Raw genomic sequence first — 21,819 nt, 5'->3', positions numbered from 1 at the left:
AACAAGAGGCCTTCTCACAAAGGAGTGACATCGATGGAACTGGGACTGACAGGCGCGAAGGCGCTGGTGACCGGTGCGAGCCGGGGTATCGGCCGGGCGATCGCCGAGACCCTGGCCGCCGAGGGCTGTGCACTGGCCCTGTGCGCCCGGGGTGAGGAAGGGCTGGCCAAGGCGGCCGCCGAACTGCGGGGCGAAGGGGCCACCGTCTTCGCGGAACCGGTCGACGTCACCGACCCGGCCGCCCTCGCGGGCTTCGTGGGGCGGGCGGCCGGTGAACTCGGCGGACTGGACCTGCTGGTGTCCAACGTCTCGGCGGGCAACGTCAAAGGGCCCGAGTCGTGGGAGGCCAGCCTGCGCGGCGACCTGATCCCGTTCGCCGGCCTCGTCGAGGCGGCTCTTCCCCATCTGGAGGCCTCCGACCGGGCCGCCGTCGTGGCCATCGGCACCACCAACGCCTCCGACACCGCTCGCCCGGCGGGCGCCAACTCCTACTCCGCGCTGAAGGCCGCCGTCGTCCAGCACGCCTCGGCCCTCGCCCATGCCCTCGCCCCGAAGGGCATCCGCGTCAACACCGTCTCGCCCGGCCCGATCGACTTCCCCGGCGGCGCGTGGGAGACCATCCGCACCAGCCGTCCGGAGGTCTACGAGGAGGTGCTCGCCAAGCTGCCGATCGGCCGCTACGGCACCGCCGAGGACGTGGCCGCCGCGGTGGCGTTCCTGCTCGGCCGGACGGGCTCCTTCTGTGTCGGAGTCAACCTCGTGGTGGACGGCGGGCTGCTGACCCGCGTCCAGTACTGAGCCGTGGCGGGCCCGGCAGGCCGCCTGGACGCCGTACTGGTCTGCGGCGGCAGATGGCACGACTTCGACCACGCGAGGCTCAGGCTGCTGGAGATGCTGGGCGACCATCCCCGGGTCCGCACCAGGGTCTACCAGGACTACGACTGCCTCCCCGCGCTGGAGCAGGCTGATCTGCTGGTCACCTACACCTGCGATGTGCGGCCCCGGCCGGCGCAGCGGGACGCTCTGGCACGCTTCACCGCGCGGGGCGGGCGCTGGCTCGCCCTGCACGGCACCAACTCGGTCATCGAGGAACCGGCCCCCGGCGGACCCCGGATGTTCTCCACCCCCCGGCTGCTCGGGCAGCTGGCTGAGGTGCTCGGCAGCCAGTTCCTGGCGCACCCGCCCATCGAGCCGTACGAGGTGCGCGTGACCCGGCCCGACCATCCGCTGGTCGCCGGAATCGAACCGTTCACCGTCACCGACGAGCTGTATGTGTGCGAGCTGCACGGAGAGCTGGAAGTGCTGCTGCACGCCGAGTACACCGGGCCGTGCCGCGGCTTCGAGGAGGGCGACACGGCGGCGCTGGACGGCGCGCCCCGTCCCGTCCTCTATCTGAAACGGCACGGTCTCGGCGAGGTCTGCTACTTCACCCTCGGCCACTGCCGAGGCCGGTACGACATGCAGGACCTCGGCGTGGACGACACCCGGCGTGTGGACCGGGGGCCCTGGGAGACACCGGAGTTCCTGACGGTGCTCGGGCGGTGTCTGGAGCGGGCCGTGGCCGCGGAGCGTCCGGTCACCGCACCGGCGTCGGCCTGACGTGCCCGGGCCCGGGCCCCGCGGGGACCCGGGCCAACAGGCACGCGTGGCTCAGCCCTGCGGCAGCACGACCGCGCGCCCGCCCACCTCCCCGGCGTGCAGGCGCTCGTACGCCAGGGGGGCGTCGTCGATCGAGAAGGTCTCGACGTGGGAGGAGACGAGCCCCTGCCTCGCCAGTTCGAGGACCTCGATGAGCTCCCGGCGGCTGCCCCAGTAGGGGGCGCAGGCGGACACCTCGAACGGCAGACCGCCGCCGAAGCCGACCGGGAGAGTGCCACCCCCGATGCCGACGACGGTGACATCGCCCGCCACCGCCACCGCAGCGGCGGCCACCGCCAGGGTCGCCTCGGCCCCCACGAAGTCCAGCACCACCTCGGCCCCGATGCCGTCGGTCAGCTCCCGCACCCGGGCCGCCGCCTCGCCGTCGGAGAGCAGCGTCTCGTGCGCGCCGACCGCGCGGGCCAGTTCCAGTTTCTCCTTGCCGACATCGAGGGCGACCACCCGGGCCGGGGTCAACGCCCGCAGCAGCTGTACGGCGATATGGCCCAGGCCGCCGACGCCGACCACCACCGCCGTGCTGCCGGGCACGAGCTTGGGCAGGGACGCGCGGATCGCGTGGTACGGCGTCAGGCCGGCGTCCGTCAGAGGTGCGGCCTGCGCCGGGTCCAGCCCGTTCAGCGGCACCAGATGTCGCGGCGAGTCCACCACCATGTACTCCGCGAGCGCGCCCGGCGAGCCGAGCCCCGGCGGCATGATGCCGAGCCCGGCGGCGTGCGGGCAGGAGTTCTCCCTGCCCTCCGCGCACGCCCGGCACAGACCACAGCCCCACGGGCCGTACACCGCCACGTCGTCGCCCTCGGCCACTCCCGTTGCCCCGCTGCCCAAAGCCGCGACGGTGCCGACGCCCTCGTGACCGAGCGTCATCGGCAGGGGATAGGGGAACTGCTCCTGCGGCCAGCTCATGACCGCCAGGTCCGAGTGGCACAGTCCCGCGGCCGTCACCTTCAGCAGCACCTGGCCCGGGCCCGGCTCGGGCACGGGAACCTCGACGACCTCGGGCGCGCTGCCCACCGTCCGGTACTGAACCGCCTTCATCATGAGAACTCCTTGTCCGGGGCGGATACGTCGCCGGTCTCGGCGGACACGGGCGCCTTGTGGCGGCGCAGGACCGCCGGCAGGGTGATCCGCCCACCCGTGAGAACGAGCGCGACGATGAGAACCGAACCGGTGAACAGGCTCGCGGCCCACTGCGCGCTGGTGGCGAGTCCGAGCCCGGTGATGCCGGTGCCGAGCAGCAGCACCGCGATCACCGTCCCCCAGGCGTTGAAGCGGCCCGCACGCAACTGGGTCGCCCCGACGAAGGCCGCCGCGTAGGCCGACAGCAGATACGGGGTGCCCGCGCTCGGCGATCCGGACCCCACCGAGGACGCGAAGACGACTCCCGCGAAGCCCGCGAGCAGCGCGGACGTCACCAGGGTCAGAAAGCGCAGCCGGTTGGTGCGCACCCCCTGCAGGCGTGCCGCGTCGGTGTTGAAGCCGGTCGCGTACAACCGGCGCCCGGTCGCGGTGTGTTCCAGCAGGAACCAGATGGCCGTCGCGGCGAGCAGCAGATACAGCACCGGCAGGGTGATGCCGCCGACGTCCAGCTGCGCGATGTCGGCGAACGGTTTGGCCAGCAACTGGACCCCGGTGATGGAGCTGTCGTCGGTGACCATCGTGATCAGGGACTGGATCAGCGCGCCGGTGGCCAGGGTGGCGATGAACGAGTCGACCCGCAGCACCACCACCACGACTCCGTTGACCACCCCGACCACCAGCGCGGCGGTCATCGCCAGGGCGATCGCAGCGGTGGGGCCCAGGCCCGTGGAGACCAGGAAGTGGGCGGTCAGCACACTCGTGAGGGACATCGTGTAGGCGACCGACAGATCGAAGACACGTGCGGTCAGTGGGAGTACGACGCTGAGCGCCACCAGCCCCGCCACCGCGTTGCCGTTGAGGACCTGCTTGACCGTGGTGACGGTCGGGAACGTGTCCGGCGCCCACACGGAGAAGAGGACGATGATCAGCAGCCACACGTAGACGGCGCCGATGGTGCGGAACGACAGGGCTGCCGCCGCACGTCGGCCCAGCGTGCCCAGGGTCCGTGCGCCGGACGCCGTGGGCACCTCGGTTCCGCTCGGCCGGAACTCGGCGGTCCGGGTCGGGGTGGATGTCATGTCACTCGGTTCCTTCCATGGCGTGGACCAGCGCGGGCTCGGTGATGTCCCGGCCGCTGATCTCCCGTACGATCCGGCCGTCCCGTACCACCAGGACCCGGGTGCACAGGGCGAGCAGGTCCTCGGTGTCGGACGAGGACACGATCACGCCCATCCCCTCATCGGCCTGACGCTCTATCAGGTCGTACAGCTGCAGACGGGTCGCGATGTCGACGCCCGCCGTGGGTTCGCACAGCACCAGTACCGGCGGCTGCTGGGCCAGGCAGCGGGCCACCACGACCTTCTGCTGGTTGCCGCCGCTCAGCGTGGTGATCCGCGCGCCGCGGCCGGCCGCGCGCACTCCGACCCGCCGGATCCATTCCTCGGCGAGTGAGGATTCGTGGCGCCGGTGCAGCCGCCCGGCCCGTGCACGGAGCCGGTCGAGCAGCGGGAGGGTGAGGTTCTCGCCGACCGAGAAGTCACCGATCACGCCCTCACCGGCCCGGTCCGCGGGAACGAGAGGGATACCGAGCCGCCCCGCGTCCTTCGCGTCGACCCAGCGCGGGGAGCGCTCCGGTACCCGCACCTGGCCGCGCACCGGTCCGCCGTACGCCCCGCACACCGCGTACGGCACCACCTCGTGGCCCGAGCCGACCAGGCCGGTGATGCCCAGCCGCTCGCCCCGGGCCAGGGTGAAGTCGACGCCGTGCAGCGGACCGGCCGACAATCCGCGCACCTCCAGCACGGCCTCGGCGCCATCGGAAACGGGCCGCGGCCGGTGCTCGGTCTCCGTCTCCTCGCCCGCCATCAGCTCCGCCAGCGACCGGGGAGTGAGCTCGTCGACCCGGCGGGTGGCGATACGGCGACCGCCGCGGATCACGGTGACCCGGTCGGCGAGCGCGAAGATCTCGTCCATCCGGTGCGAGACGTACAGGACGCTGGCACCGGAGTCGCGGATCTCCCGCACGATGTCGAAGAGCCGGGCCACCTCCCCGGGCGGCAGCACCGCGGTCGGCTCGTCGAGCACCAGGACGCCGCGGCGGCCCTCCCAGCCCTGCAGCGCGGCGGCGATGGCCACCACCGCGCGCTGGACGGGGGTGGCCGTCGACAGGGGACGGCGTACGTCGATACCGAGGCCGAAGCGTTCGACCAGGGCGGTCGTCCGGCGTTCCATCTCCGGCCAGCGGATGTTGCCCAGGGCCGTACGGGCGAAGCCGCGGCTGAGCGCGAGGTTGTCCGTGGCGCTCAACTCGCCGACCAGGCCCAGCTCCTGGTGGACGAAGCGGAGCCGGTCGTGCCGGGAGCCGGTGACCTGGCCCAGGCCGAACGGCTCGCCGTCGAGTTCGGCGGCCGCTCCCGGGGCTGCGTGGTGATACCCGGCGAGGATCTTGATGAGGGTCGACTTGCCGGAGCCGTTGGGCCCGATCAGCGCATGGATCTCGCCGTGGGCGATGTCGAGGTCGACGTCCTGGAGTGCCTGGGTCGCGCCGAATCGCTTCGACAGTCCGGACACCCGCAGCACGGGCCGGTCGGTCTCCTGCGTCCCGGCCGACCCGAGCGGCGTTTCAGCGTGCACCATCGCTCCTTCCGGCGCTCAGCTCAGACCCCAGAGCGCCTTGAACTGCGCCTGGTAGTCCTCGACGAGCGGGAAGTCACCGTCGGCGGACGGGAGGTTGTCCTTGCCGGTGATCAGCATGTTGGGCAGCACCGCCTTCTGGTCCACCGCCATGGACTGGCCGGTGAAGTGGCGGGCCAGCGCGTCGACCTGGAGCCAGGCGGCCTCGTGGGAGTTGAGGGCCATGGCGGCGTCGCTGAGGCCGCTCTCGATGTACTGGTAGTTCTGCGCGTCACCGACGTTCACCGCGATGTGCTTGCCGGTGATGCCGGCGGTCTTCAGTGCGGCCGGCACGCCCACGTTGAGCAGGCCCAGCGAGAAGACGATGTGGGTCACCTTCGGGTGCGAGCGGACGTAGGAGACCACGCGGTCCGGCATGTCCTTGCCGATCGCGGTGATCGGCACGTCGACGGTGTCCAGCCCGCAACCCGCGCACCACTGCTGGTACTTGGCCGCGAACGTGTCCTTGACCGGCTTGAGGATGGTGTAGGCGGGCAGGTCGAAGTAGACGGTGTCGGCCTTGGCGCCGCTGTCCGACACCACCCACGAGGCGAGCATCTCGCCCTGGACGGCGACGTCCTTCGGCCCGTTCTTCAACAGGGAGATGCCGTCGCCCGCCACGTCGTCGGCGTTCGACTGGATGACCGGGATCCCGGCCTTCTTCAGCTGCGCCAGCTGCTTGGCGTACACCGCGCGCGGGAACCCGGAGGCGACGACGGCGTCCGGCTTGTCGCGCAGTGCCTGCTCGTAGGCGGCCTGGACGGACTCCGGTGTGCCCTGCGTGGCGATCTGCTTGACGTCCCAGCCGAGTTCCTTGGCCCCGGCGGTGAAGAAGTCGGCCAGATCCTTGCAGGACTGCACGCCGCACAGGATGAAGTCGATCTTCTTGCCCGCGGGGATCTTCTTGCCCACCGGTGCGGTGACGGGGATCTTGTCCGGGCGCGCCGAGTACTTCGTCATGGCCGCGCGGGCCGCGCTCAGCCCGGCGGGGTCGGCGCCCGCGGCCTTGGCGGAGTCGGCGGCCGGAGTGGTGTCGGTGCCGCACGCCGCCAGGGTGAGCAGGGCGGTGACGGGGACGATCGCGGTGAGCGCGCGACGGAGCGCGCGTCCGGGTCTGGGACTCATCGTTGAGTACTCCCGTGGTGTGGGCCTGCGCTGCGGCGGCCCGCGTCGCTTGTGCGTCCGCGGCGGCCGGCTCTGTCAGGCGGGATCCGTTGCCGCCCGGTCCGGGACGGCACGCATGGGTGATCGAAAGCTGCGTGGATCGCCGTCGTGGGGTACGGCGCGGGCCGTCGGGATGACCGGGCGGCGCTGTGGCCGAGACGGGGCGGAACGCCACCTCTGGCCGTGGAGAAACTTTTGAGGCTCTACAGCCTCGGATGCGACGGAGTGTGACACGCCCCGACCGGCTTGGGGAGGGGTTGGTCACCACTAATTCAAGGTGAACGTCGCTTGGGTGATGTCGTGAGTGTTGCTCCTGACCGCGATCGATAACTACACTCACTCTAAAGTTTCTGTCTGAGGAGCGAAGATGGACGATACGTCGGAGACGGGCACGGCGCGGTGCCCCGGACCCAGCGTCCAGGACTATCTCGACCGGGACAGCCGGCCGGTCCCCAAGGCGCTGAGGTTCGACCACAACGACCACATCGGCAGCGAGGACATCGACGCCGCCCGCTTCACCTCCCGCGCCTGGGCCGAACGCGAGATGGAACAGGTCTGGCGGCGCGTGTGGCAGTTCGCCTGCCTGGAGAGCGAGATCCCCGAGGTCGGCGACCACGAGATCTACGAGATCGGTGACGACTCACTGATCGTCGTGCGCACGGCACCCGAGGAGATCCGCGCGTACGTCAACGTCTGCCTGCACCGCGGCCGCAAGCTGCGCACCAGTGGCGGCAACGTCGGCGAGTTCCGCTGCCCCTTCCACGGCTTCGCCTGGAACCTCGACGGCAGCATGCAGAGTCCGCCCTGTGCCTGGGACTTCCCGCACGTCACCCCCGAGAAGTTCTCGCTGCCCGAGGCCAAGGTGGCCACCTGGCGCGGCTTCGTCTTCATCAACATGGACCCGTACGCCGAGTCCTTCGAGAGCTACCGCGGTACCTTCGACGACTACTACATCTGGCCGCTGGAGAACCGCTACAAGTCGCTGCACATCGCCAAGGTGCTGCCCTGCAACTGGAAGGTCGCCCAGGACGCGTTCATCGAGTCCTTCCATGTGATCGCCACGCACCCGCAGATGCTGCCGTGGCTGGCCGACGCCAACTCCCAGTACGACGTGATGGCGGACCAGCCGAACTGGAACCGGATGATCAACATCCAGGGCGCCCCGAGTCCCCACGTGGCCGACTCCGTCACGGAGGAGGACGTCCTGGAGACCTTCTACGACTCCCGTGCCTTCTACGCGGCGGCCCAGGGCCGGGATCTGGTGATACAGGAGGGCGACGAACTGCCGTCGATCCCGCCCGGCGGCACCGCCCGTCAGGTCCTCGCCCAGCGGATGCGCGACCAGCTGGCGACCACCTCGCACCAGGACTTCTCGCAGACCGCGGACACCGAACTGCTGGACGCCATCAACTACCTGCTGTTCCCGAACTTCAACCCCTGGGGCGGCGCCAAGTCCAACATCATCTACCGGTTCCGGCCCCACGGCCTCGACCCCGACGCCTGCATCGCGGAGATCATCTTCATGTCGGCCCCGAAGAAGCCCGGCGAGATGCCGCCCCCGGTCAAGATCCGCTGGGTGCCGGACGACATGCTCTTCGCGGACATCCCCGAACTCGGCGTCCTCGGGCCGGTCTTCGACCAGGACTGCGAGAACCTGCCCTATGTCCAGCAGGGTCTGAAGGCGATGCGCAAGCCGGGCATCACGCTGTCCAACTACCAGGAGAGCCGCATCCGCCACTTCAACCAGACGCTCGACCAGTGGATGGACAAGTGACCCACACGGTGGCGGTCAGGCCTTCGGACGTCGAGATCGAAGTCCGCGACGGTGAGGACCTGTTCAGCGCCGCCCAGCGGCTCGGCTACCGCTGGCCCACCGTCTGCGGCGGCAAGGGCACCTGCCGCACCTGCTTCGTCCAGGTCGAGGAGGGCGTGGAGAACTGTTCTCCCGTGGGCCCGCTGGAGCGCGAGGGCATCGAGGCCCTGCGAAGGCCGGTGGACGGCCTGACCCGGCTCGCCTGCCGGCTCCGGGTCGAGGGCCCGGTGACCGTGACCAAACGCGGCGTACGCCGCCGACCGCAGGAGTGAGCCGTGAGCCCCAAGCAAGTGACCCATCCGCTGACCGGGCAGGTGTACCGGCTCACCGAGGACGGGCTGGTCGAGGTGACCGACCCACGGACCGGAGCCAGCGGCATCTTCGACTTCCAGGCCCGCTGGCAGTCGGGCGAACTGCGCCACGCCGACCTCCAGATGGCCGGCTGGGTGGGCCGTCTCGCCCAGCGGCGCGGCGCCACGCCGCCGGAGGCGTGAGCCGATGCCGCCCCGCACCACCCGCGTGGTCTGCCTGGTGCGCCGGCCCGACGGGGAACCGGCCCTCGGGGACTTCGCCGTCGAGGAGCGCCCGCTTCCGCCCCTGAGCGAGGGGCAGTTGCTCGTCCGCAACCTCTACATGAGCGTCGACCCGTCGATGCGCGGGCGGCTGGAGAGCACCGAGAAGCACTACACGCACAATTTCGCCCCCGGCTCACCGCTGGACGGCCGTGCCCTCGGCGTCGTGGTGGAGAGCCGCTGTCCGTCCGTGCCGCCGGGCACCTTCCTGCGCCACCAGCTCGGCTGGCGGGAGTGGGCCGTGCTCGACCCCGCGGACACCGATGCCGCAGGCCGTATCGACCCCCAACTCGCCCCACTGCCCACGTGGTTGGGGCTGCTCGGACAGACCGGCTTCACCGCCTACGTCGGGCTCACGCGGATCGCCGAAGTGCGCCCCGGCGACACCGTCTTCGTGTCGGCGGCGGCCGGGGCAGTCGGCAGCGCGGCCGGCCAGTTCGCCAGGCTGCTGGGCGCCGAGCGTGTCATCGGGACAGCCGGAGGGCCCGACAAGTGCGCCCTGCTGGTCAAGGAGTTCGGTTACGACGCCGCCGCGGACTACCGGGCCGAGCCGGTGCGCGACGCGCTCGCGCGGCTGGCGCCCGACGGCATCGACGTGTACTTCGACAACGTCGGCGGGGAGCAACTCGCCGCCGCCCTGCACGCGTTGCGGACGGGCGGCCGGATCGCCCTGTGCGGCATGATGTCGCAGTTCGGCGGGGAGCGGCGGTCCGCCGACATCAACCAGTTGATCCAGGCGGTCCTCAAGCGGCTCACCCTGCGGGGCTTCATCGTCCGCGACCACGACGACCTGCGGCCCGAATTCGAGAGCCGCGTCGCCGAATGGCTCCGCTCGGGCCGCATCACCGCCCGTGAGACGGTGACGGACGGCCTCGACGGCGCGGCCGGCGCCCTGCTGGCGCTGCTGGACGGTGGCAACGTCGGCAAGATGCTGGTCCGGTTGGCCGAAGACCCGTACACCCGCGCATAGTTCAGGGGGGCGTCGGCCTCGCGGCCGACGCCCCCCTCATGCCCGTACGCCTATCGCATGGAGCGGCTCGCCCCGACGCTGAAGACCTCCATGGAGACCCCCACCCGCGTCAGCCCCGTCGTGGCCGCGCGGAAGTCCTTGATGTGCGCCGTGGTGAAGTGCTCGTCCAGGGCCTGCTGGGACGTCCACCGTTCGTACACCCGGATCCGGCGTTCGTCGGACGGGTCCGCCGTCATGGCGTAGTCCAGGCAGCCGGGCTCCTGTTCCCGGGTGTGCTTTCCGACCTCGACGAGGTGGCCCAGCATCGTGTCCCGGTCCGCGGGCTCGTAGTCCATCCAGCCGGCGACGATGATTTCCTCTGCCACGGGTGGTCCTTTCCGTACTCACGCCGTGGGCCCGCCGCCCTCCGTCAGGAAGGAACGACGGGCCCGTGGGCCGTTCAGATGGCGAGTGCCGCCGGGACGCCGTCCACGGTGACCGTGCCCCTGGTGCCGTCCACCGTGATCACCATGCCGTCCCGCAGCCGCCGGGTACCGCCCTCGACGGAGATGACGGCCGGGATCCCCAGCTCCCGGCAGACCACGACGGCGTGGCTGTTGAGCGCGCCCACGTCCACCACGGCGGCCCCGGCGACCAGGAACAGCGGCGTCCAGGCCGCGTCGGTGATCGGCGCCACCAGCACCTCGCCCGGCTCCAGCGCCTCGCACGACGCGGGGTCGCTGACCACCCGCACCCGGCCGGTGTAGGTGCCTTGGCTGCCGCCCACGCCCGTCAGCACATCGCCTTCACCGGCGGACGTGATCCCGTCCTCGCTGCGCCGCGGCCAGGTGTCGATCGCCGTCTGGGCGTCCTGGGCGACGAAGAACGGCGGTTCCAGCTCCCGCAGTCCGGCGTACTCCCGAAGCCGCTGCGCGATGACGGGGCCGAAGCGGCCCGGGTCGGCGACATAGTCGTCGAGCTCGCTCTCCAGCAGCATCATCACGTCCTCGGGCTCGGCGAACAGCCCCGCCCCGACCCCGCGGCGGCCCAGTTCCCGTACCGCCATCCGGATCTCGTTGATGACGGTCACGCAGTTCGCCTTGGTCCGCTCGCGGGCCGGGATCCACACCTGGGAGGCGTGCATTCCGGCGTCGAACACCGGCTGGACGTCCTCGGGGAGGGCCTCCCGGATCTCCTTGGCGAGACGTTCGCGGCGCTCGGTCAGCCGACGGTGGCGCTCGGCCGGGGAGTCGTCGTCCGGGCTGTGCCGGATGCGGTCGACGAGAGCCAGGGCCTGGACCGGCGCCGCCTCCCAGGACAGCGCGTGGATGTCCCACTCGTTGGGGCCCCGGTCGCCGGACGCGGCCAGGAACTCCTCGAAGGCGTCCCGGAACGCCTTCACGTCCCCGCTCGCCCCGTCGAGCGCCAGCTCGACCGCCGCCGTGCCCCGGTCGAACAGCGCGGTCAGCTCGGCCGAGGCCACCACCTGGCGGGACAGTGCCCACAGCCCGGTGGAGGGGGAGGCCGAGTCGACGTCACCGAGACCGCCGATGAGGTCCAGCATGGCGCCGGGCCGGTCCAGGCCCGCGCACAGCGGACCGAGGATGGCCGGTCCGACGGACGCCGGCAGCGACGACTCCACGTGCCGCTGGAAGGTGGTCTCCACCTCGTCGAGGAGCGAGCGGGCGTGTGTCACGAGTTCCGCCGCGGACAACTGCGTCAGGTCGGGCCGCTCGCGCCGGATCCGGCGCAGCCGCTCCTGGTCGGCGTCGGCCTCGGGGAAGCCGGTCTGTCCCAGCATCCGCTGGACCGTCGCCCCGGCCTTGGCCGTCAGTTCCGCGTCCTCGTCCTCAGGATGCGCCACGTACACAGGGGTGTCGGAGCGCTGTCCGACGAAGGCCGTGTCGATCTGGTCCGCCGTCTGCCCCATACGTATGCCGAACAGCCGCATGTGCGACAGGTTGAGGTAGAAGTACCCGCCGAACATTCCGGCGAACGGCGGCCAGGGGCCGGCCACTTCCTCCTCGTGGTAGATGCCGAACCCGACGAAGCCGCGGCGCCAGCCCTGCAGCCCGCGTCCCCACACCAGGGTCCAGCCCAGTGGGCTGGCGGGCTCCGGCAGGGTCTCGCCCGCGTTGGCGCGGGTGTAGTGGGGCAGCCGCTCACTGCGGCGCCCGTCCGTGATCCAGCTCTTCATGCCGAGGATCTCCTGCTGTCCGTGTCGGTGCCGGTGTCTACCATTGCGCCGTTCCGCCGTCCACGCTGATCAGCGTGCCCGTGATGCCCGCGCCGGCGTCGCTCGCGAGGAGCGAGGCGACCGCGGCCACCTGCTCCACGGTGGTGATCTGCTTGGTGGCGGCGTGCTCGGCGAAGCGGCCCAGCCATTCCTCGTACGAGATGCCCTCGGCCTCGGCCGCGGCCGGACCGGCGGCCCGCATCAGGTCGGTGTCGACGGCGCCGGGGCAGATGGCGTTGCAGGTGATGCCCTGGGTGCCGTACTCGAAGGCGGTCGCCTTGGTCAGGCCGTGGATGGCGTGCTTGTTGGTGATGTAGTGGCTGATCGCGGGCTTGTTGGCCTGCTTGCCCTCGACGGAGGAGATGTTGATGACGCGTCCCCAGCCGCCCGCCAGCATGGTCGGCAGTGCGCGGCGGGTGCCGTAGAAGTAGGCGTTGAGGTTCAGGTCGAGGGCGTTGTGCCAGGCCTCGTCGCTGAGCTCGTGGACGGGGGCGAAGCCCGAGGTGCCTCCGACGTTGTTGACCCAGATGTCGAGCCGGCCGAAGCGCTCGGCGGCGAAGTCGGCGAGGGCCTCGATGTCCGCCTGGCTGTTGGCGTCGCAGGGGTGGAAGACCGCCTTGTCCCCGGCGTCCAGCTCCTCCAGCGCCTGCTTGCCCTTGAGTTCGCTGCGGCCGCTGATGACGACCGTCGCGCCGTGGGCCAGGAAGGCCTCGGCGATGGCGCGGCCGATACTGCGTGTGCTGCCCGTGATCACCGCGACACGTCCGTCGAGGCTGCCCGTAGCCACCATGTTGTTCTCCTGCGAGGGTTGTCGGTACGTCACCTGGCGGCTCTGCTGTCCAGGTGTCCGTGAACGGTGCGGTGGAAGTGCTGGAGTCCGGGCTCGTTGCGTCCGAAGACGAAGTCGGTCCCGTTCAGGGCCGCAAGCCCCTGCTGTACTCCGTAGGTGGTCGCGTAGTCCTCGTCGCGGACCACCTCGTGGAACCACTCGCCGAACTTGTCGGCGGCGTGCCGCTCCTCCTCGGTCACCGCGGGGTCGCGCAGCAGGATGATCTGCTGGGTGACCGACTCGGTGGCCGTCCGGGGGAGCACCAGGGACACGGCGATCTTGTGACGCCAGCCGCCCGCGATCGCCAGACCGGGGTAGAGCCAGTAGATGGCTCCGACGCAGTCTCCGGGATCGCGCATGTCCGTGGGCAGCTCGGCCGCCTGCGCGATGGGACGCAGGGCCGGTGCGATGCGCTGGTGGGCGCCCCAGGTGTCGTGCGCCATCATGTTCGAGAGGTTGGTCTCGAACACCGTCTTCGGGTGCAGCGAGGCGAAGTGGTACGTCTCCAGATAGCCGTCGAGCGTGACCTTCCAGTTGGGGCTGGTCAGCTCCTTGGTCGAGTAGTGGTGGCAGTCCGCGAGACGCAGCCCCTCGAGGAGCGGCTGCAGATCCCCGAGCCAGGCGTCGAGGTCCGGCTCGGCCGCGGGGTCCAGTGACACGAAGACAATGCCGGCGCGCTCCCCGGCCGGGAGCCGTACGAGACTGCGCCCGGTGCGCGGCACGTCGCCGAAGGTCTTCTCGGCGTACACGCCCCGCAGCTCACCGGCCAGGTCGTAGGACCAGGAGTGGTAGGGGCAGGTCAGCCGCTTGGAGACCCCGCAACCCGGCTCGATCAGCTTGGCCCCGCGGTGCCGGCAGGCGTTGATCATCGCGTGCACGGCGCCCTGCCGGTCCCGGGTGATCAGTACCGGCACACCGAGCACGTCGAGTGCCTTGTAGGTGTTCGGTCCGGGGAGTTCGGCGGACATGGCGAGCGGCAGCGGGACGGTCCGGTGGACGGCGTCCATCTCCCGTTGCCAGCGGTCGGCGTCGAGGTAGTTGGCGACGGGTTCCGTCCACTGGCCGTCCGCCTCGTGCGTCGTGTTGCTGCGGTAGTGCTCCAGCACGCGCTCGACGAGTTCGGCGGCTTCCTGCCGCATCGCCACGGCGGCGGCATCGGTGGACCGGTCCTGGCTGATCCACGAGGAGTACTCGGGGGCCGGGGGCGGCCGGCGATCGGCACCTGTCTCCCGGAGCTCCGGTGAACTGGTCTGGACCACGATGTCCTCACAATCCTCTCGGCCGCGAACCGGCGAGGGGCTTCAGATGCGGCGGCCGGGCTGTGAGCGACACGACAACAGGGGTAAGTGTTGTCTGTCAATAGAAAGTCCGGAACTCGCAGCTCGGCACACCGCAGGTCACATCACCTTCACCCAGGGCAAAGGGTTCCAAAACCGGTTCGATCTTTCTAGGGAACGGCTCCAGTCACTCTCGCATGGTCGGACCGAGGCATAGTAATTAGAGAACCTCTCCAGTAACGTGCCCGCTGCTGGTTACTGTAGACCGGCACAACAAAGTCCGATTGCTGGAAACACCTCGCTCGGGGCGAAGGGGCGGACGATGGCTCAAAGGGCATCGAAGAAGTCGGCCGATCCGGCCGCGAACCACACATCCGCGCAGGTCGTCAGGGATCTGCACGAGCGCATGGTGCGCATCCGGCTGTTCGAGACCGAGGCGGGAAAGCTCATGGAAGCCGGCAAACTGCCGGGCTTCCTGCATCTCTACGTCGGTCAGGAAGCCGTGGCCGCGGGTGTGATGGCGGCCCTGCGTGACGACGACCAGATCACCTCCACGCACCGCGGGCACGGGCATGCCGTGGCCAAGGGGGTCAGCTTCAAGCACATGTACGCCGAGCTCTACGGCCGCGTCACCGGCGCCTGCCTCGGCCGCGGCGGCAGCATGCACATCAACGACGTCTCCCTCGGCATGCTCGGCGCCAACGGCATCGTCGGCGCCGGCGTCCCGATCGCCGTGGGCGCCGCCTTCGCCGCCCAGTACCGGGGCGAGGACAACATCGCCGTCACCTTCTTCGGCGACGGTGCCACCAACATCGGCAGCTTCCACGAGGGAGCCAACATGGCCGCGATCCTGCGGCTGCCGGTCCTGTTCATCTGCGAGAACAACGGCTATGCCGAGTTCACCCCGCAGTCGAAGCACATGCTGATCACCGACGTCGCCGAGCGGGCCGCGTCCTACGGAATGCCGAGCGTGATCGTCGACGGCATGGACGCGCTCGCCGTCCACCAGGCCACCGTCGAAGCCGTCGCACGCGCCCGGGCCGGCGAGGGCCCCATGTTCATCGAGGCCAAGACCTACCGCTACTACGATCACCAGGGCGTCAAGGGACTGCGTCACCCCTACCGCTCGGACGCGGAGGTCGAGGAGTGGAAGGCCCGCGACGCCATCGACCTCCTGGAGGCCCGTGCCCTCGCCGACGGCACCGCCACCCGCGCCGAGCTGGACGACACCTGGCGGCGCACCCGCGACGAGATCGCCGAGGCCATCGCGTACGCCGAGGCCAGCCCGCTGCCCGACACCGCCGACCTGCTGCTCAACGTCTACTCGGGATGACCGCCATGACCACGATCACCGAAGCACCGGCCCTCGCCCCGGGCGGCACGGCCCGCAAGCTCAGCTACGTCAAGGCCTTCAACGAAGGACTCGCCCAGGCCATGCGCGAGGACGAGAACGTCTTCGTCGCCGGCGAGGACGTGGCCGGCTACGGCGGCGTCTTCCGCATGTTCGACAACCTGCTCGACGAGTTCGGCCCCCGCCGCATGATCGACACCCCGATCTCCGAGGCCGCGCTCGTCGGCCTGGGCGTGGGCGCCGCCGCCCGGGGACTGCGCCCTGTCGTCGACCTGATGTTCATGGACTTCATCGGCGTCTGCCTGGACCAGATCGTCAACCAGGCCGCCAAGATGAAGTACATGTTCGGCGGCTCCGTCTCGGTGCCTCTCACCATCACCACCGCCTCCGGCGCGGGCCTCGGCGCCGCCGCCCAGCACAGCCAGAGCCTGGAGGCCTGGCTCGCGCATGTCCCCGGCCTCAAGGTCGTCATGCCGAGCGACGCGTACACCGCCAAGGGCCTGACCGTGTCGGCGATCCGGGACGACAACCCGGTCGTCGTGATGCTCAACAAGGTGCTCCTCGGCAGTACGAGCGAGGTGCCCGAGCAGATCTACGGCATCCCGCTGGGGCAGGCGCACACCGCCCGGCACGGCTCCGACGTCACCGTGATCGCCCTGGGCCGCATGGTGGGCGAGGCCCTCGCGGCGGCGGAGGAACTGGCCGCCGAAGGCATCGAGGTCGAGGTCATCGACCCGCGTACCGTGCAGCCGCTGGACACCGAGACCATGTTCGCCTCCGTCCGGCGCACCAACCGGGCCCTCGTGGTCCACGAGGCGGTCACCTTCGGAGGGCTCGGCGGGGAGATCGCCGCCCAGATCCAGGACGCGGCCTTCGACTACTTGGACGCTCCGGTCCTGCGCATCGGCGCGCCCTTTTCCCCGGTGCCGTTCTCCCCGGTGCTGGAGAAGGCCTATGTGCCCGACCAGGCCCGCATCGTGCAGGGCTGCCGTCGTCTCCTCGAAAGGTCGTGACCGAAGTGGCGGTCGAGGTTCTGCTGCCGAAGATCGGCCTGACCATGCAGGAAGGCACGATCGACGAGTGGCTCGTGCCGACCGGTGGCGCGGTCTCGGAAGGTGACGCACTGCTGCGGCTGGCCACCGACAAGGTCGACGTGGACGTCGAGGCGGAGGCCGGGGGTCTGTTCCACCCCGTGGTCCAGGCCGGGGCGACCCTTCCGGCAGGGGCGCTGATCGGCTGGCTGCTGGCCGAAGGGGAGGCGCTGCCGGTATCCGGGGGGCCTGTGCCCACCGAGCCTGAGGACGCCGGCACGGCGGACGCGGTGTCGGCTGCCGCAGGAGTTCCCCCCATGGCGGCATCCCTCAAGGGGAGCGGTGGGCCGAACGGCTCGGGGGGCCGGCTCCTGGCTTCCCCGAACGCCCGGCGGGTGGCCGCCGAGACCGGCGTCGACCTGACCGCCGTACGCGGCACCGGGCCCGGTGGCCGGATCGTCTCCGAGGACGTGGAGGAGTACCTGCTCGCCTTGCCGGCGCAGCCGCCCGTCGTCCTCTCGGCGGACCCGGTGACCCCCACCTCCCCCCTTGTCCGCCGGCTGGCGAAGGAACGGGGCATCGACCTCGCGGACGTACAGCCCACCGGTGCGGGCGGGCGGATCAGACGGGCCGACCTCGACGCCGTCACCCCGGCGGCCGCACCGGCACCGACTCCGGCGCCGGCCCGCCAGGCCACGGCGTCGCCACAGCCAGGGGACGTCATCCCGCTGACCGGCATGCGCGGCATCATCGCCGGCCGGATGCACGCCAGCCTCCAGGAGATGGCCCAGCTGACACACGGCTACGAAGTGCGGATGGACGCCGTCGTGGCCCTGCGGGACCAGCTCAAGCAGGAGTGGGCGGACAGCGGCCTGCCCGTGCCCAGCCTGGGCGACTTCCTGATGAAGGCCGCCGCACTGGCCCTGCGGGACCATCCGCTGCTCAACGCGGGAGTGCTCAAGGACGGCATCCACCTGTTCGAGGACATCCACCTCGGGTTCGCGGTCGCGGTTCCCAACGGCCTGCTCGTTCCCGTCATCCAGGACGCGGCGGACCTGTCGCTGCTCGAAATGGCGCGCTGCTCACGGGAGTTGGCCGAGAACGCCCGCGCCGGTCGGATCTCCCCGGCGCAGTTGGAGGGCGCCACCTTCACCGTCACCTCACTGGGTGGGTACGGCGTCGACTTCTTCACCCCAGTGATCAATCCAGGCAACGTGGCCATCCTCGGCGTGGGCAGGCTCAAGGACGGCGTCGAGTGGGTCGACGACCAGCCGCGGCGGACGCGGGTGCTCACCCTGAGCCTCACCTTCGACCACCGTGCCGTCGACGGGGCTCCGGCGGCCGAGTACCTGCGCACGGTCGATGAACTGCTGCGCAGGCCGTTGCGGTTGCTGGTCTGACGTCGTCTCCGGGGGCCCGCGGCCCGTTCTTCCGGCGGAGCGCTCAGCCCTCCGTCACCGGATCGGCGATCCGCTCCGCGAGGCGGCCCACCTCGCGGAGGAAGGAGCGGTGCCCCAGCGAGCGGTACGCATCGTCCCCCCGCGCCTGTGAGATCGCCGCGGTCTCCAGCAGCGCCAGCACACCCAGGCCGATCACCGCCGCCTCCGCGTCCGTGACCGGCCCGCTGGCCTTGCGGACCAGCCGCACCAAGTCCTCCAGCAGCTGCGTGCGGACCTCGTGGCGCAGCGCCTCCGCCTCCTGGCTCATACCGGCCGAGGACACGAAGAAGACGGTGGCGGCGGAGCGGTGTTCGCCCAGCCAGGCCACCAGCGCCGTGATGGCGGGACCGATGTCCGTGCCCGGGGTGTGGGTCTCCGCGAGCGTCTCCACCTGCTCACGCAGCGCCGCGGCGAACACCCGCATGCCCTCCACGAGCACCTGGTCCTTGGAGGAGAAGTGGTAGTACACCGCGGCCGACGTCATCTCCGCCCGCGCGGCGATGTCGGCCACCGTCACCTCGTCCGGAGGCTGGGTCGCGAACAGCTCCGTGGCCGCCTCGATCACCCACTGCCTGCGCGAGGGGCGGTGAGCGGCGCGGGTTCCGGATGTAGTCATGGTGTCAAGTATGCCGGGATCTTTCTGCGCCCGTACCGCACAGGCACCAGGAATTACGGTCCCGACCGGGCGGAGTTACTGGATAGCATGGCGAGTACCGTCGGGCGTACAGGGAGCAGCATGGCCACGAAGCAGAACGGCAAGCAACCGGCCCACCGGCCCTCGCGGCGGCAGCACATCATCGCGGCCGCGGTCAGGGTGTTCGGGCGCAACGGGTTCGCCGAGACCAGCGTGCAGGACATCGCGGACGAGGCCAAGGTGGTGCCCACGGCCGTCTACTACCACTTCGCCGGCAAGGAGGAGCTGCTCGAACTGTCCATGCGGCGGGTCTTCGACCAGCTGAACGCGGTCGTGGAGGCGGCCCGGCCGGAATCCGAGCCGGGTGACGCCGAAAGCCTGGTGCGGGTCATCGACGCCGTGTGGGACTGGGTGGAGAAGAACCCGGACGAGGCCCGGCTCTACCAGGTCCAGGTCGCCTCGGCCAACGGCAACCTGAAGGCACTGCGCGACGAGTTCGAGCAGCGGCACATCCAGCGGGCGTACGACTATCTGCCGGACGGCGCCACCCGCAACCCGCGGGCGGCCAAGTCGCGGCATGCGTCGCAGGCGCTCGCCGTGCGCACGCTGATCAGTACGACCATCCTCGTCACCGCGCTGCGGGCGGAGGGCGGGCCGCTGTCGGAGCTGCCGTCACGGTCCGTGCAGGAGGCCGTCAGGGCGTTGGCGCTGCGCATCGTCGCCGCAGACCAGGGGAGCGCGGCCGCACCGGCCTGACCGCCCGCGGTCCCGTTTCGGCGGAGCCGGTCACCAGGGCAGTGGCTCGCGGCCGGCGAACAGCCCGCCCGTCGTGTCGTCGCCGTCGGGGAGGGTCGCCAGCCAGACGGGCGTGTCCGCGCCCTCCTCCGGGCCGCGCGGGGCGGAGGGACCGCCCATGCCGCTGCGGGTCCACCCGGGGTCGGCCGCGTTGACCAGGACGCCCGTGCCGGACAGCTCGCCGGCGAGCATCCGCGTGAAGGCGTTGAGCGCGGTCTTGGAGACGCGGTAGGCCGGATGCCGGCCGGAATCCATCAGCGCCAGGGAGCCGTACGAGCTGGTGAGGTTGACCACGCGTCCGTAGCCGCACCGCACCATGCCCGGGACGACGGCCTCCGCCACCCGCCAGGCGCCCAGGAGATTGACGTCCAGGGTGGCACGCAGGACCTCCTCGTCGACGTACGGAGGCCGCAGCTCGCCGTCCAGGGACACTCCCGCGTTGTTCACCAGCACGTCCACCCCACCGCCGGTCAGCTCCGCGGCCTCCCGCACCGCTTCGGTGACGTTCTTCGCGGAACTCACGTCCAGGGCCAGTGGCAGCGTCCCCAGGCCAAGGGTGCGGCACGCCTCCTCGGCGGCCTCCAGCTGCCGTGCCGCGACCAGTACCCGCAGCCCCCGCTCCGCGAGTTGCCGGCAGATCTCCAGGCCGATCCCGCGAGCGCCGCCGGTGACCAGGGCGGTTCTGTTCTCGCTCATGGCGATTCCCTTCAACCGCGGTCAGACCGTCAGGACCGCGCAGGCGCTGATCCCGGGCGCCCCGTACACATGGGTGAAGCCCACCCGGGGACCGCCGGGCACCTGCTCGCCCGGCGCGCGGCCCTGCAACTGCCGTACGACCTCGTGGAACTGGCGCAGCCCGGAAGCGCCCACCGGCTCGCCACCGGCCAGGCAGCCGCCGTCGGTGTTGACCGGGATCCGGCCGGTGGGGTCGGTGGCACCCGAGGCCAGCAGGTCCGGCTGCTCGCCGTGCCCGCACAGCCCGGTCTCCGCCAGGTGGATCAGCTCGGAACCGCTGTCGGTGTCCTGCAACTGCGCGACCTGGACGTCCGAGGGCCTCAGACCGGCGCCGCGGAAGACGGCCTCGGCCGCGTCCACACTGGGGCTGCGGTGGGGTCCCGGCGGCAGCCAGGGAGCGAACACCTCGAAGGAGCCGAACCGTCTGGTCCGGAAGGCCAACGAGGCCAGTTTCACCGGCCGTTCGCACAGGTCGAAGGCGCGGTCGCCGCGCGCGAGAACCAGCGCCGCCGCGCCCTGCCCCGGAGAGCAGAACATGTACTGGGTGAGCGGCGGGCTGACCTCGGCGGAACCGAGGATCTCCTCCTCCGTCAGCTCCTTGCGCCGCCAGGCCAGGGGGTGGCGGGAGCCGTTGCGGAAGGCGCGTGCCGCCACCATCGCCAACGCCCGCTCCCCAATGGCGTACTCGTGCAGATACCGCTGCGTCTTCAGCGCGAAGAACTGGGTCGTCAACATCATCCCGGTCTCCGCGTACCAGTCGCCGAGCCCGTAACGGGCCGCGGAGACATGGAACGCGCCCCGTTCGTGCTTGTCGAAGCCGACGGCGAGTCCGAGCGACGCCTCGCCCGCCCGCAGCGCGTTGGCGACGGCGAGCACCGTCGAGGCGCCGGTCGCGCAGCCGTTCTGCACATTGACGAACGGCACGCCGGTCAGCCCCAGACGCCCCACCAGGGTGTCGGGCTTGCCGGACACGTCGGAGCCGCCGGCCGCGTACCCGATGTCCGCCCAGGCGACACCGGCGTCGGCCAGTGCCTCCCGTATCGCCCGTTCGGCCATGTCCATACCGCTGACGCTCTCGTCCCGGCCGAAGGGATGCATGCCGCATCCGACCACGTAGATCTCTTCGGGGCGGCTCATCGCTCGTCCTCGGCGGCAGAGCCGAAGGCGAAGGTCAGGATCCGGGTCCCGTCCTCGTCGCGGTACGCCTCCACCGTGGTCAGCCGGACCGGCAGCCCGATCCGGATCAGCCGGCGGGGTATGTCGAGGCGTGCCTCAACCAGGATCTCCCCGAGGTCGACATAGCCGAGGGCGTACGGCTGGTGGCCCACGGCCGGTGGGCGGTAGGGCTCTTTGGGCCGGAACGACTGCACCGTCCACGACCAGATCTCGCCACTGTCCGGCAGTACGTGCGCGGTCATCGCCCCGTCCGAGCACCTGGGGCAGGAGTCCTGCCGGGGGAAGACCACGGTGCGGCACCCGGTGCAGCGCGCCCCCACGAGGCGCGGCGGATCCGCGCCGTCGAAGAGGCTCTCGTCGATGAGTCTGGTGGTCATGCCGCCCGCCTTCTTCCTGCCGTCACCGGTCG

At 70.9% G+C, this 21,819-nt stretch carries 22 protein-coding genes; 10 read left to right on the top strand and 12 right to left on the bottom strand.

The annotated features are described in order from the left end of the window. Positions 1-33: 33 nt before the first annotated feature. Positions 34-798 carry an SDR family NAD(P)-dependent oxidoreductase gene (locus tag AQJ46_RS02925; RefSeq protein ID WP_059204038.1) on the top strand — a complete coding sequence of 255 codons (765 nt, stop codon included), beginning with the start codon at positions 34-36 and terminating at the stop codon, positions 796-798. Positions 799-801: 3 nt separating this feature from the next. Continuing rightward, on the top strand, positions 802-1,599 hold the full coding sequence (locus tag AQJ46_RS02920; RefSeq protein ID WP_059204037.1) for a ThuA domain-containing protein: 798 nt from the start codon (positions 802-804) through the stop codon (positions 1,597-1,599). A gap of 51 nt (positions 1,600-1,650) precedes the next feature. Here the strand turns inward: AQJ46_RS02920 and AQJ46_RS02915 are convergent, their stop codons facing one another. From AQJ46_RS02915 to AQJ46_RS02900, 4 genes are read right to left on the bottom strand one after another with little or no spacing between them, the layout of a single operon-like run. Then, on the bottom strand, positions 1,651-2,694 hold the full coding sequence (locus AQJ46_RS02915; protein ID WP_059204036.1) for an NAD(P)-dependent alcohol dehydrogenase: 1,044 nt from the start codon (positions 2,692-2,694) through the stop codon (positions 1,651-1,653). Then, complete coding sequence (locus tag AQJ46_RS02910; protein WP_059204035.1) at positions 2,694-3,815, bottom strand: ABC transporter permease; 1,122 nt, start codon at positions 3,813-3,815, stop codon at positions 2,694-2,696. The genes AQJ46_RS02915 and AQJ46_RS02910 overlap by 1 nt, the downstream gene beginning before the upstream one ends. A 1-nt stretch (position 3,816) precedes the next feature. Continuing rightward, the gene (locus AQJ46_RS02905; protein WP_059204034.1) at positions 3,817-5,373 is read right to left on the bottom strand and encodes a sugar ABC transporter ATP-binding protein; all 1,557 of its coding nucleotides are present in this window, start codon (positions 5,371-5,373) and stop codon (positions 3,817-3,819) included. A gap of 15 nt (positions 5,374-5,388) precedes the next feature. Beyond that, positions 5,389-6,534, bottom strand: coding sequence for a substrate-binding domain-containing protein (locus AQJ46_RS02900; RefSeq protein WP_059204033.1), 1,146 nt, complete (start codon positions 6,532-6,534; stop codon positions 5,389-5,391). 406 nt (positions 6,535-6,940) lie between these two features. Between AQJ46_RS02900 and AQJ46_RS02895 the strand changes: the two genes are divergently transcribed. The 4 genes from AQJ46_RS02895 to AQJ46_RS02880 are packed head-to-tail and all read left to right on the top strand — an operon-like array spanning position 6,941 to position 9,928. After that, the gene (locus AQJ46_RS02895) at positions 6,941-8,347 is read left to right on the top strand and encodes an aromatic ring-hydroxylating oxygenase subunit alpha (RefSeq protein ID WP_059204032.1); all 1,407 of its coding nucleotides are present in this window, start codon (positions 6,941-6,943) and stop codon (positions 8,345-8,347) included. Next, entirely contained in the window at positions 8,344-8,658 is a 315-nt protein-coding gene (locus AQJ46_RS02890; protein ID WP_059204031.1) for a 2Fe-2S iron-sulfur cluster-binding protein, read from the top strand. The genes AQJ46_RS02895 and AQJ46_RS02890 overlap by 4 nt, the downstream gene beginning before the upstream one ends. A 3-nt stretch (positions 8,659-8,661) precedes the next feature. Further along, on the top strand, positions 8,662-8,880 hold the full coding sequence (locus AQJ46_RS02885; protein ID WP_057613201.1) for a hypothetical protein: 219 nt from the start codon (positions 8,662-8,664) through the stop codon (positions 8,878-8,880). A 4-nt stretch (positions 8,881-8,884) separates the two neighbouring features. Further along, complete coding sequence (locus tag AQJ46_RS02880) at positions 8,885-9,928, top strand: NADP-dependent oxidoreductase (RefSeq protein ID WP_059204030.1); 1,044 nt, start codon at positions 8,885-8,887, stop codon at positions 9,926-9,928. A 50-nt stretch (positions 9,929-9,978) separates the two neighbouring features. Here the strand turns inward: AQJ46_RS02880 and AQJ46_RS02875 are convergent, their stop codons facing one another. The 4 genes from AQJ46_RS02875 to AQJ46_RS02860 all read right to left on the bottom strand — a co-directional run bounded on the left by AQJ46_RS02875 (position 9,979) and on the right by AQJ46_RS02860 (position 14,231). Then, positions 9,979-10,293 (bottom strand): putative quinol monooxygenase, encoded by a 315-nt coding sequence (locus tag AQJ46_RS02875; protein WP_059204029.1) that lies wholly within the window; start codon positions 10,291-10,293, stop codon positions 9,979-9,981. Between the two features lie 74 nt (positions 10,294-10,367). Next, the gene (locus tag AQJ46_RS02870; protein ID WP_059204028.1) at positions 10,368-12,104 is read right to left on the bottom strand and encodes a PEP-utilizing enzyme; all 1,737 of its coding nucleotides are present in this window, start codon (positions 12,102-12,104) and stop codon (positions 10,368-10,370) included. Between the two features lie 37 nt (positions 12,105-12,141). Beyond that, complete coding sequence (locus tag AQJ46_RS02865) at positions 12,142-12,933, bottom strand: SDR family NAD(P)-dependent oxidoreductase (RefSeq protein ID WP_057613205.1); 792 nt, start codon at positions 12,931-12,933, stop codon at positions 12,142-12,144. 29 nt (positions 12,934-12,962) lie between these two features. Beyond that, positions 12,963-14,231 (bottom strand): aromatic ring-hydroxylating oxygenase subunit alpha, encoded by a 1,269-nt coding sequence (locus AQJ46_RS02860; RefSeq protein WP_059204027.1) that lies wholly within the window; start codon positions 14,229-14,231, stop codon positions 12,963-12,965. 340 nt (positions 14,232-14,571) lie between these two features. On the opposite strand from AQJ46_RS02860, the gene AQJ46_RS02855 reads away from it, so the two are divergent. Genes AQJ46_RS02855 through AQJ46_RS02845 form a run of 3 tightly spaced genes read left to right on the top strand, consistent with a single transcriptional unit; the run spans position 14,572 to position 18,031 of the window. Continuing rightward, on the top strand, positions 14,572-15,582 hold the full coding sequence (locus tag AQJ46_RS02855; RefSeq protein WP_225887220.1) for a thiamine pyrophosphate-dependent dehydrogenase E1 component subunit alpha: 1,011 nt from the start codon (positions 14,572-14,574) through the stop codon (positions 15,580-15,582). A gap of 5 nt (positions 15,583-15,587) precedes the next feature. Further along, positions 15,588-16,613 carry an alpha-ketoacid dehydrogenase subunit beta gene (locus AQJ46_RS02850; protein ID WP_059204026.1) on the top strand — a complete coding sequence of 342 codons (1,026 nt, stop codon included), beginning with the start codon at positions 15,588-15,590 and terminating at the stop codon, positions 16,611-16,613. Next, positions 16,610-18,031, top strand: a complete 1,422-nt coding sequence (locus AQJ46_RS02845; protein WP_208616861.1) for a 2-oxo acid dehydrogenase subunit E2 — start codon at positions 16,610-16,612, stop codon at positions 18,029-18,031. Before AQJ46_RS02850 ends, AQJ46_RS02845 begins: the two co-directional genes overlap by 4 nt. Before the next feature lie 43 nt (positions 18,032-18,074). Here AQJ46_RS02845 and AQJ46_RS02840 read toward each other — a convergent pair whose 3' ends face one another. Beyond that, positions 18,075-18,686 (bottom strand): TetR/AcrR family transcriptional regulator, encoded by a 612-nt coding sequence (locus AQJ46_RS02840; RefSeq protein WP_059204025.1) that lies wholly within the window; start codon positions 18,684-18,686, stop codon positions 18,075-18,077. 120 nt (positions 18,687-18,806) lie between these two features. Between AQJ46_RS02840 and AQJ46_RS02835 the strand changes: the two genes are divergently transcribed. Continuing rightward, positions 18,807-19,460 (top strand): TetR/AcrR family transcriptional regulator, encoded by a 654-nt coding sequence (locus AQJ46_RS02835; RefSeq protein WP_059204024.1) that lies wholly within the window; start codon positions 18,807-18,809, stop codon positions 19,458-19,460. 30 nt (positions 19,461-19,490) lie between these two features. Here the strand turns inward: AQJ46_RS02835 and AQJ46_RS02830 are convergent, their stop codons facing one another. Genes AQJ46_RS02830 through AQJ46_RS02820 form a run of 3 tightly spaced genes read right to left on the bottom strand, consistent with a single transcriptional unit; the run spans position 19,491 to position 21,787 of the window. Continuing rightward, positions 19,491-20,195 (bottom strand): SDR family NAD(P)-dependent oxidoreductase, encoded by a 705-nt coding sequence (locus tag AQJ46_RS02830; protein ID WP_059204023.1) that lies wholly within the window; start codon positions 20,193-20,195, stop codon positions 19,491-19,493. A gap of 21 nt (positions 20,196-20,216) precedes the next feature. Further along, positions 20,217-21,371, bottom strand: a complete 1,155-nt coding sequence (locus tag AQJ46_RS02825) for a thiolase family protein (RefSeq protein WP_059204022.1) — start codon at positions 21,369-21,371, stop codon at positions 20,217-20,219. Next, complete coding sequence (locus AQJ46_RS02820; RefSeq protein ID WP_059204021.1) at positions 21,368-21,787, bottom strand: Zn-ribbon domain-containing OB-fold protein; 420 nt, start codon at positions 21,785-21,787, stop codon at positions 21,368-21,370. The genes AQJ46_RS02825 and AQJ46_RS02820 overlap by 4 nt, the downstream gene beginning before the upstream one ends. Positions 21,788-21,819: the final 32 nt, after the last annotated feature.

It is taken from the genome of Streptomyces canus, from assembly GCF_001514145.1.
Lineage (GTDB): Bacteria > Actinomycetota > Actinomycetes > Streptomycetales > Streptomycetaceae > Streptomyces > Streptomyces canus.
Note: the sequence above shows the minus strand (reverse complement) of the source record. Positions and strands in the feature narration are given on the sequence as shown.

Coding starts and splice junctions, on each gene's coding strand:
- AQJ46_RS02915 (WP_059204036.1), bottom strand. CDS start 2,694: ATGAAGGCGGTTCAGTACCGGACGGTGGGCAGCGCGCCCGAGGTCGTC.
- AQJ46_RS02825 (WP_059204022.1), bottom strand. CDS start 21,371: ATGAGCCGCCCCGAAGAGATCTACGTGGTCGGATGCGGCATGCATCCC.
- AQJ46_RS02850 (WP_059204026.1), top strand. CDS start 15,588: ATGACCACGATCACCGAAGCACCGGCCCTCGCCCCGGGCGGCACGGCC.
- AQJ46_RS02925 (WP_059204038.1), top strand. CDS start 34: ATGGAACTGGGACTGACAGGCGCGAAGGCGCTGGTGACCGGTGCGAGC.
- AQJ46_RS02830 (WP_059204023.1), bottom strand. CDS start 20,195: ATGAGCGAGAACAGAACCGCCCTGGTCACCGGCGGCGCTCGCGGGATC.
- AQJ46_RS02905 (WP_059204034.1), bottom strand. CDS start 5,373: ATGGTGCACGCTGAAACGCCGCTCGGGTCGGCCGGGACGCAGGAGACC.
- AQJ46_RS02880 (WP_059204030.1), top strand. CDS start 8,885: ATGCCGCCCCGCACCACCCGCGTGGTCTGCCTGGTGCGCCGGCCCGAC.
- AQJ46_RS02840 (WP_059204025.1), bottom strand. CDS start 18,686: ATGACTACATCCGGAACCCGCGCCGCTCACCGCCCCTCGCGCAGGCAG.
- AQJ46_RS02895 (WP_059204032.1), top strand. CDS start 6,941: ATGGACGATACGTCGGAGACGGGCACGGCGCGGTGCCCCGGACCCAGC.
- AQJ46_RS02820 (WP_059204021.1), bottom strand. CDS start 21,787: ATGACCACCAGACTCATCGACGAGAGCCTCTTCGACGGCGCGGATCCG.
- AQJ46_RS02835 (WP_059204024.1), top strand. CDS start 18,807: ATGGCCACGAAGCAGAACGGCAAGCAACCGGCCCACCGGCCCTCGCGG.
- AQJ46_RS02855 (WP_225887220.1), top strand. CDS start 14,572: ATGGCTCAAAGGGCATCGAAGAAGTCGGCCGATCCGGCCGCGAACCAC.
- AQJ46_RS02865 (WP_057613205.1), bottom strand. CDS start 12,933: ATGGTGGCTACGGGCAGCCTCGACGGACGTGTCGCGGTGATCACGGGC.
- AQJ46_RS02870 (WP_059204028.1), bottom strand. CDS start 12,104: ATGAAGAGCTGGATCACGGACGGGCGCCGCAGTGAGCGGCTGCCCCAC.
- AQJ46_RS02900 (WP_059204033.1), bottom strand. CDS start 6,534: ATGAGTCCCAGACCCGGACGCGCGCTCCGTCGCGCGCTCACCGCGATC.
- AQJ46_RS02910 (WP_059204035.1), bottom strand. CDS start 3,815: ATGACATCCACCCCGACCCGGACCGCCGAGTTCCGGCCGAGCGGAACC.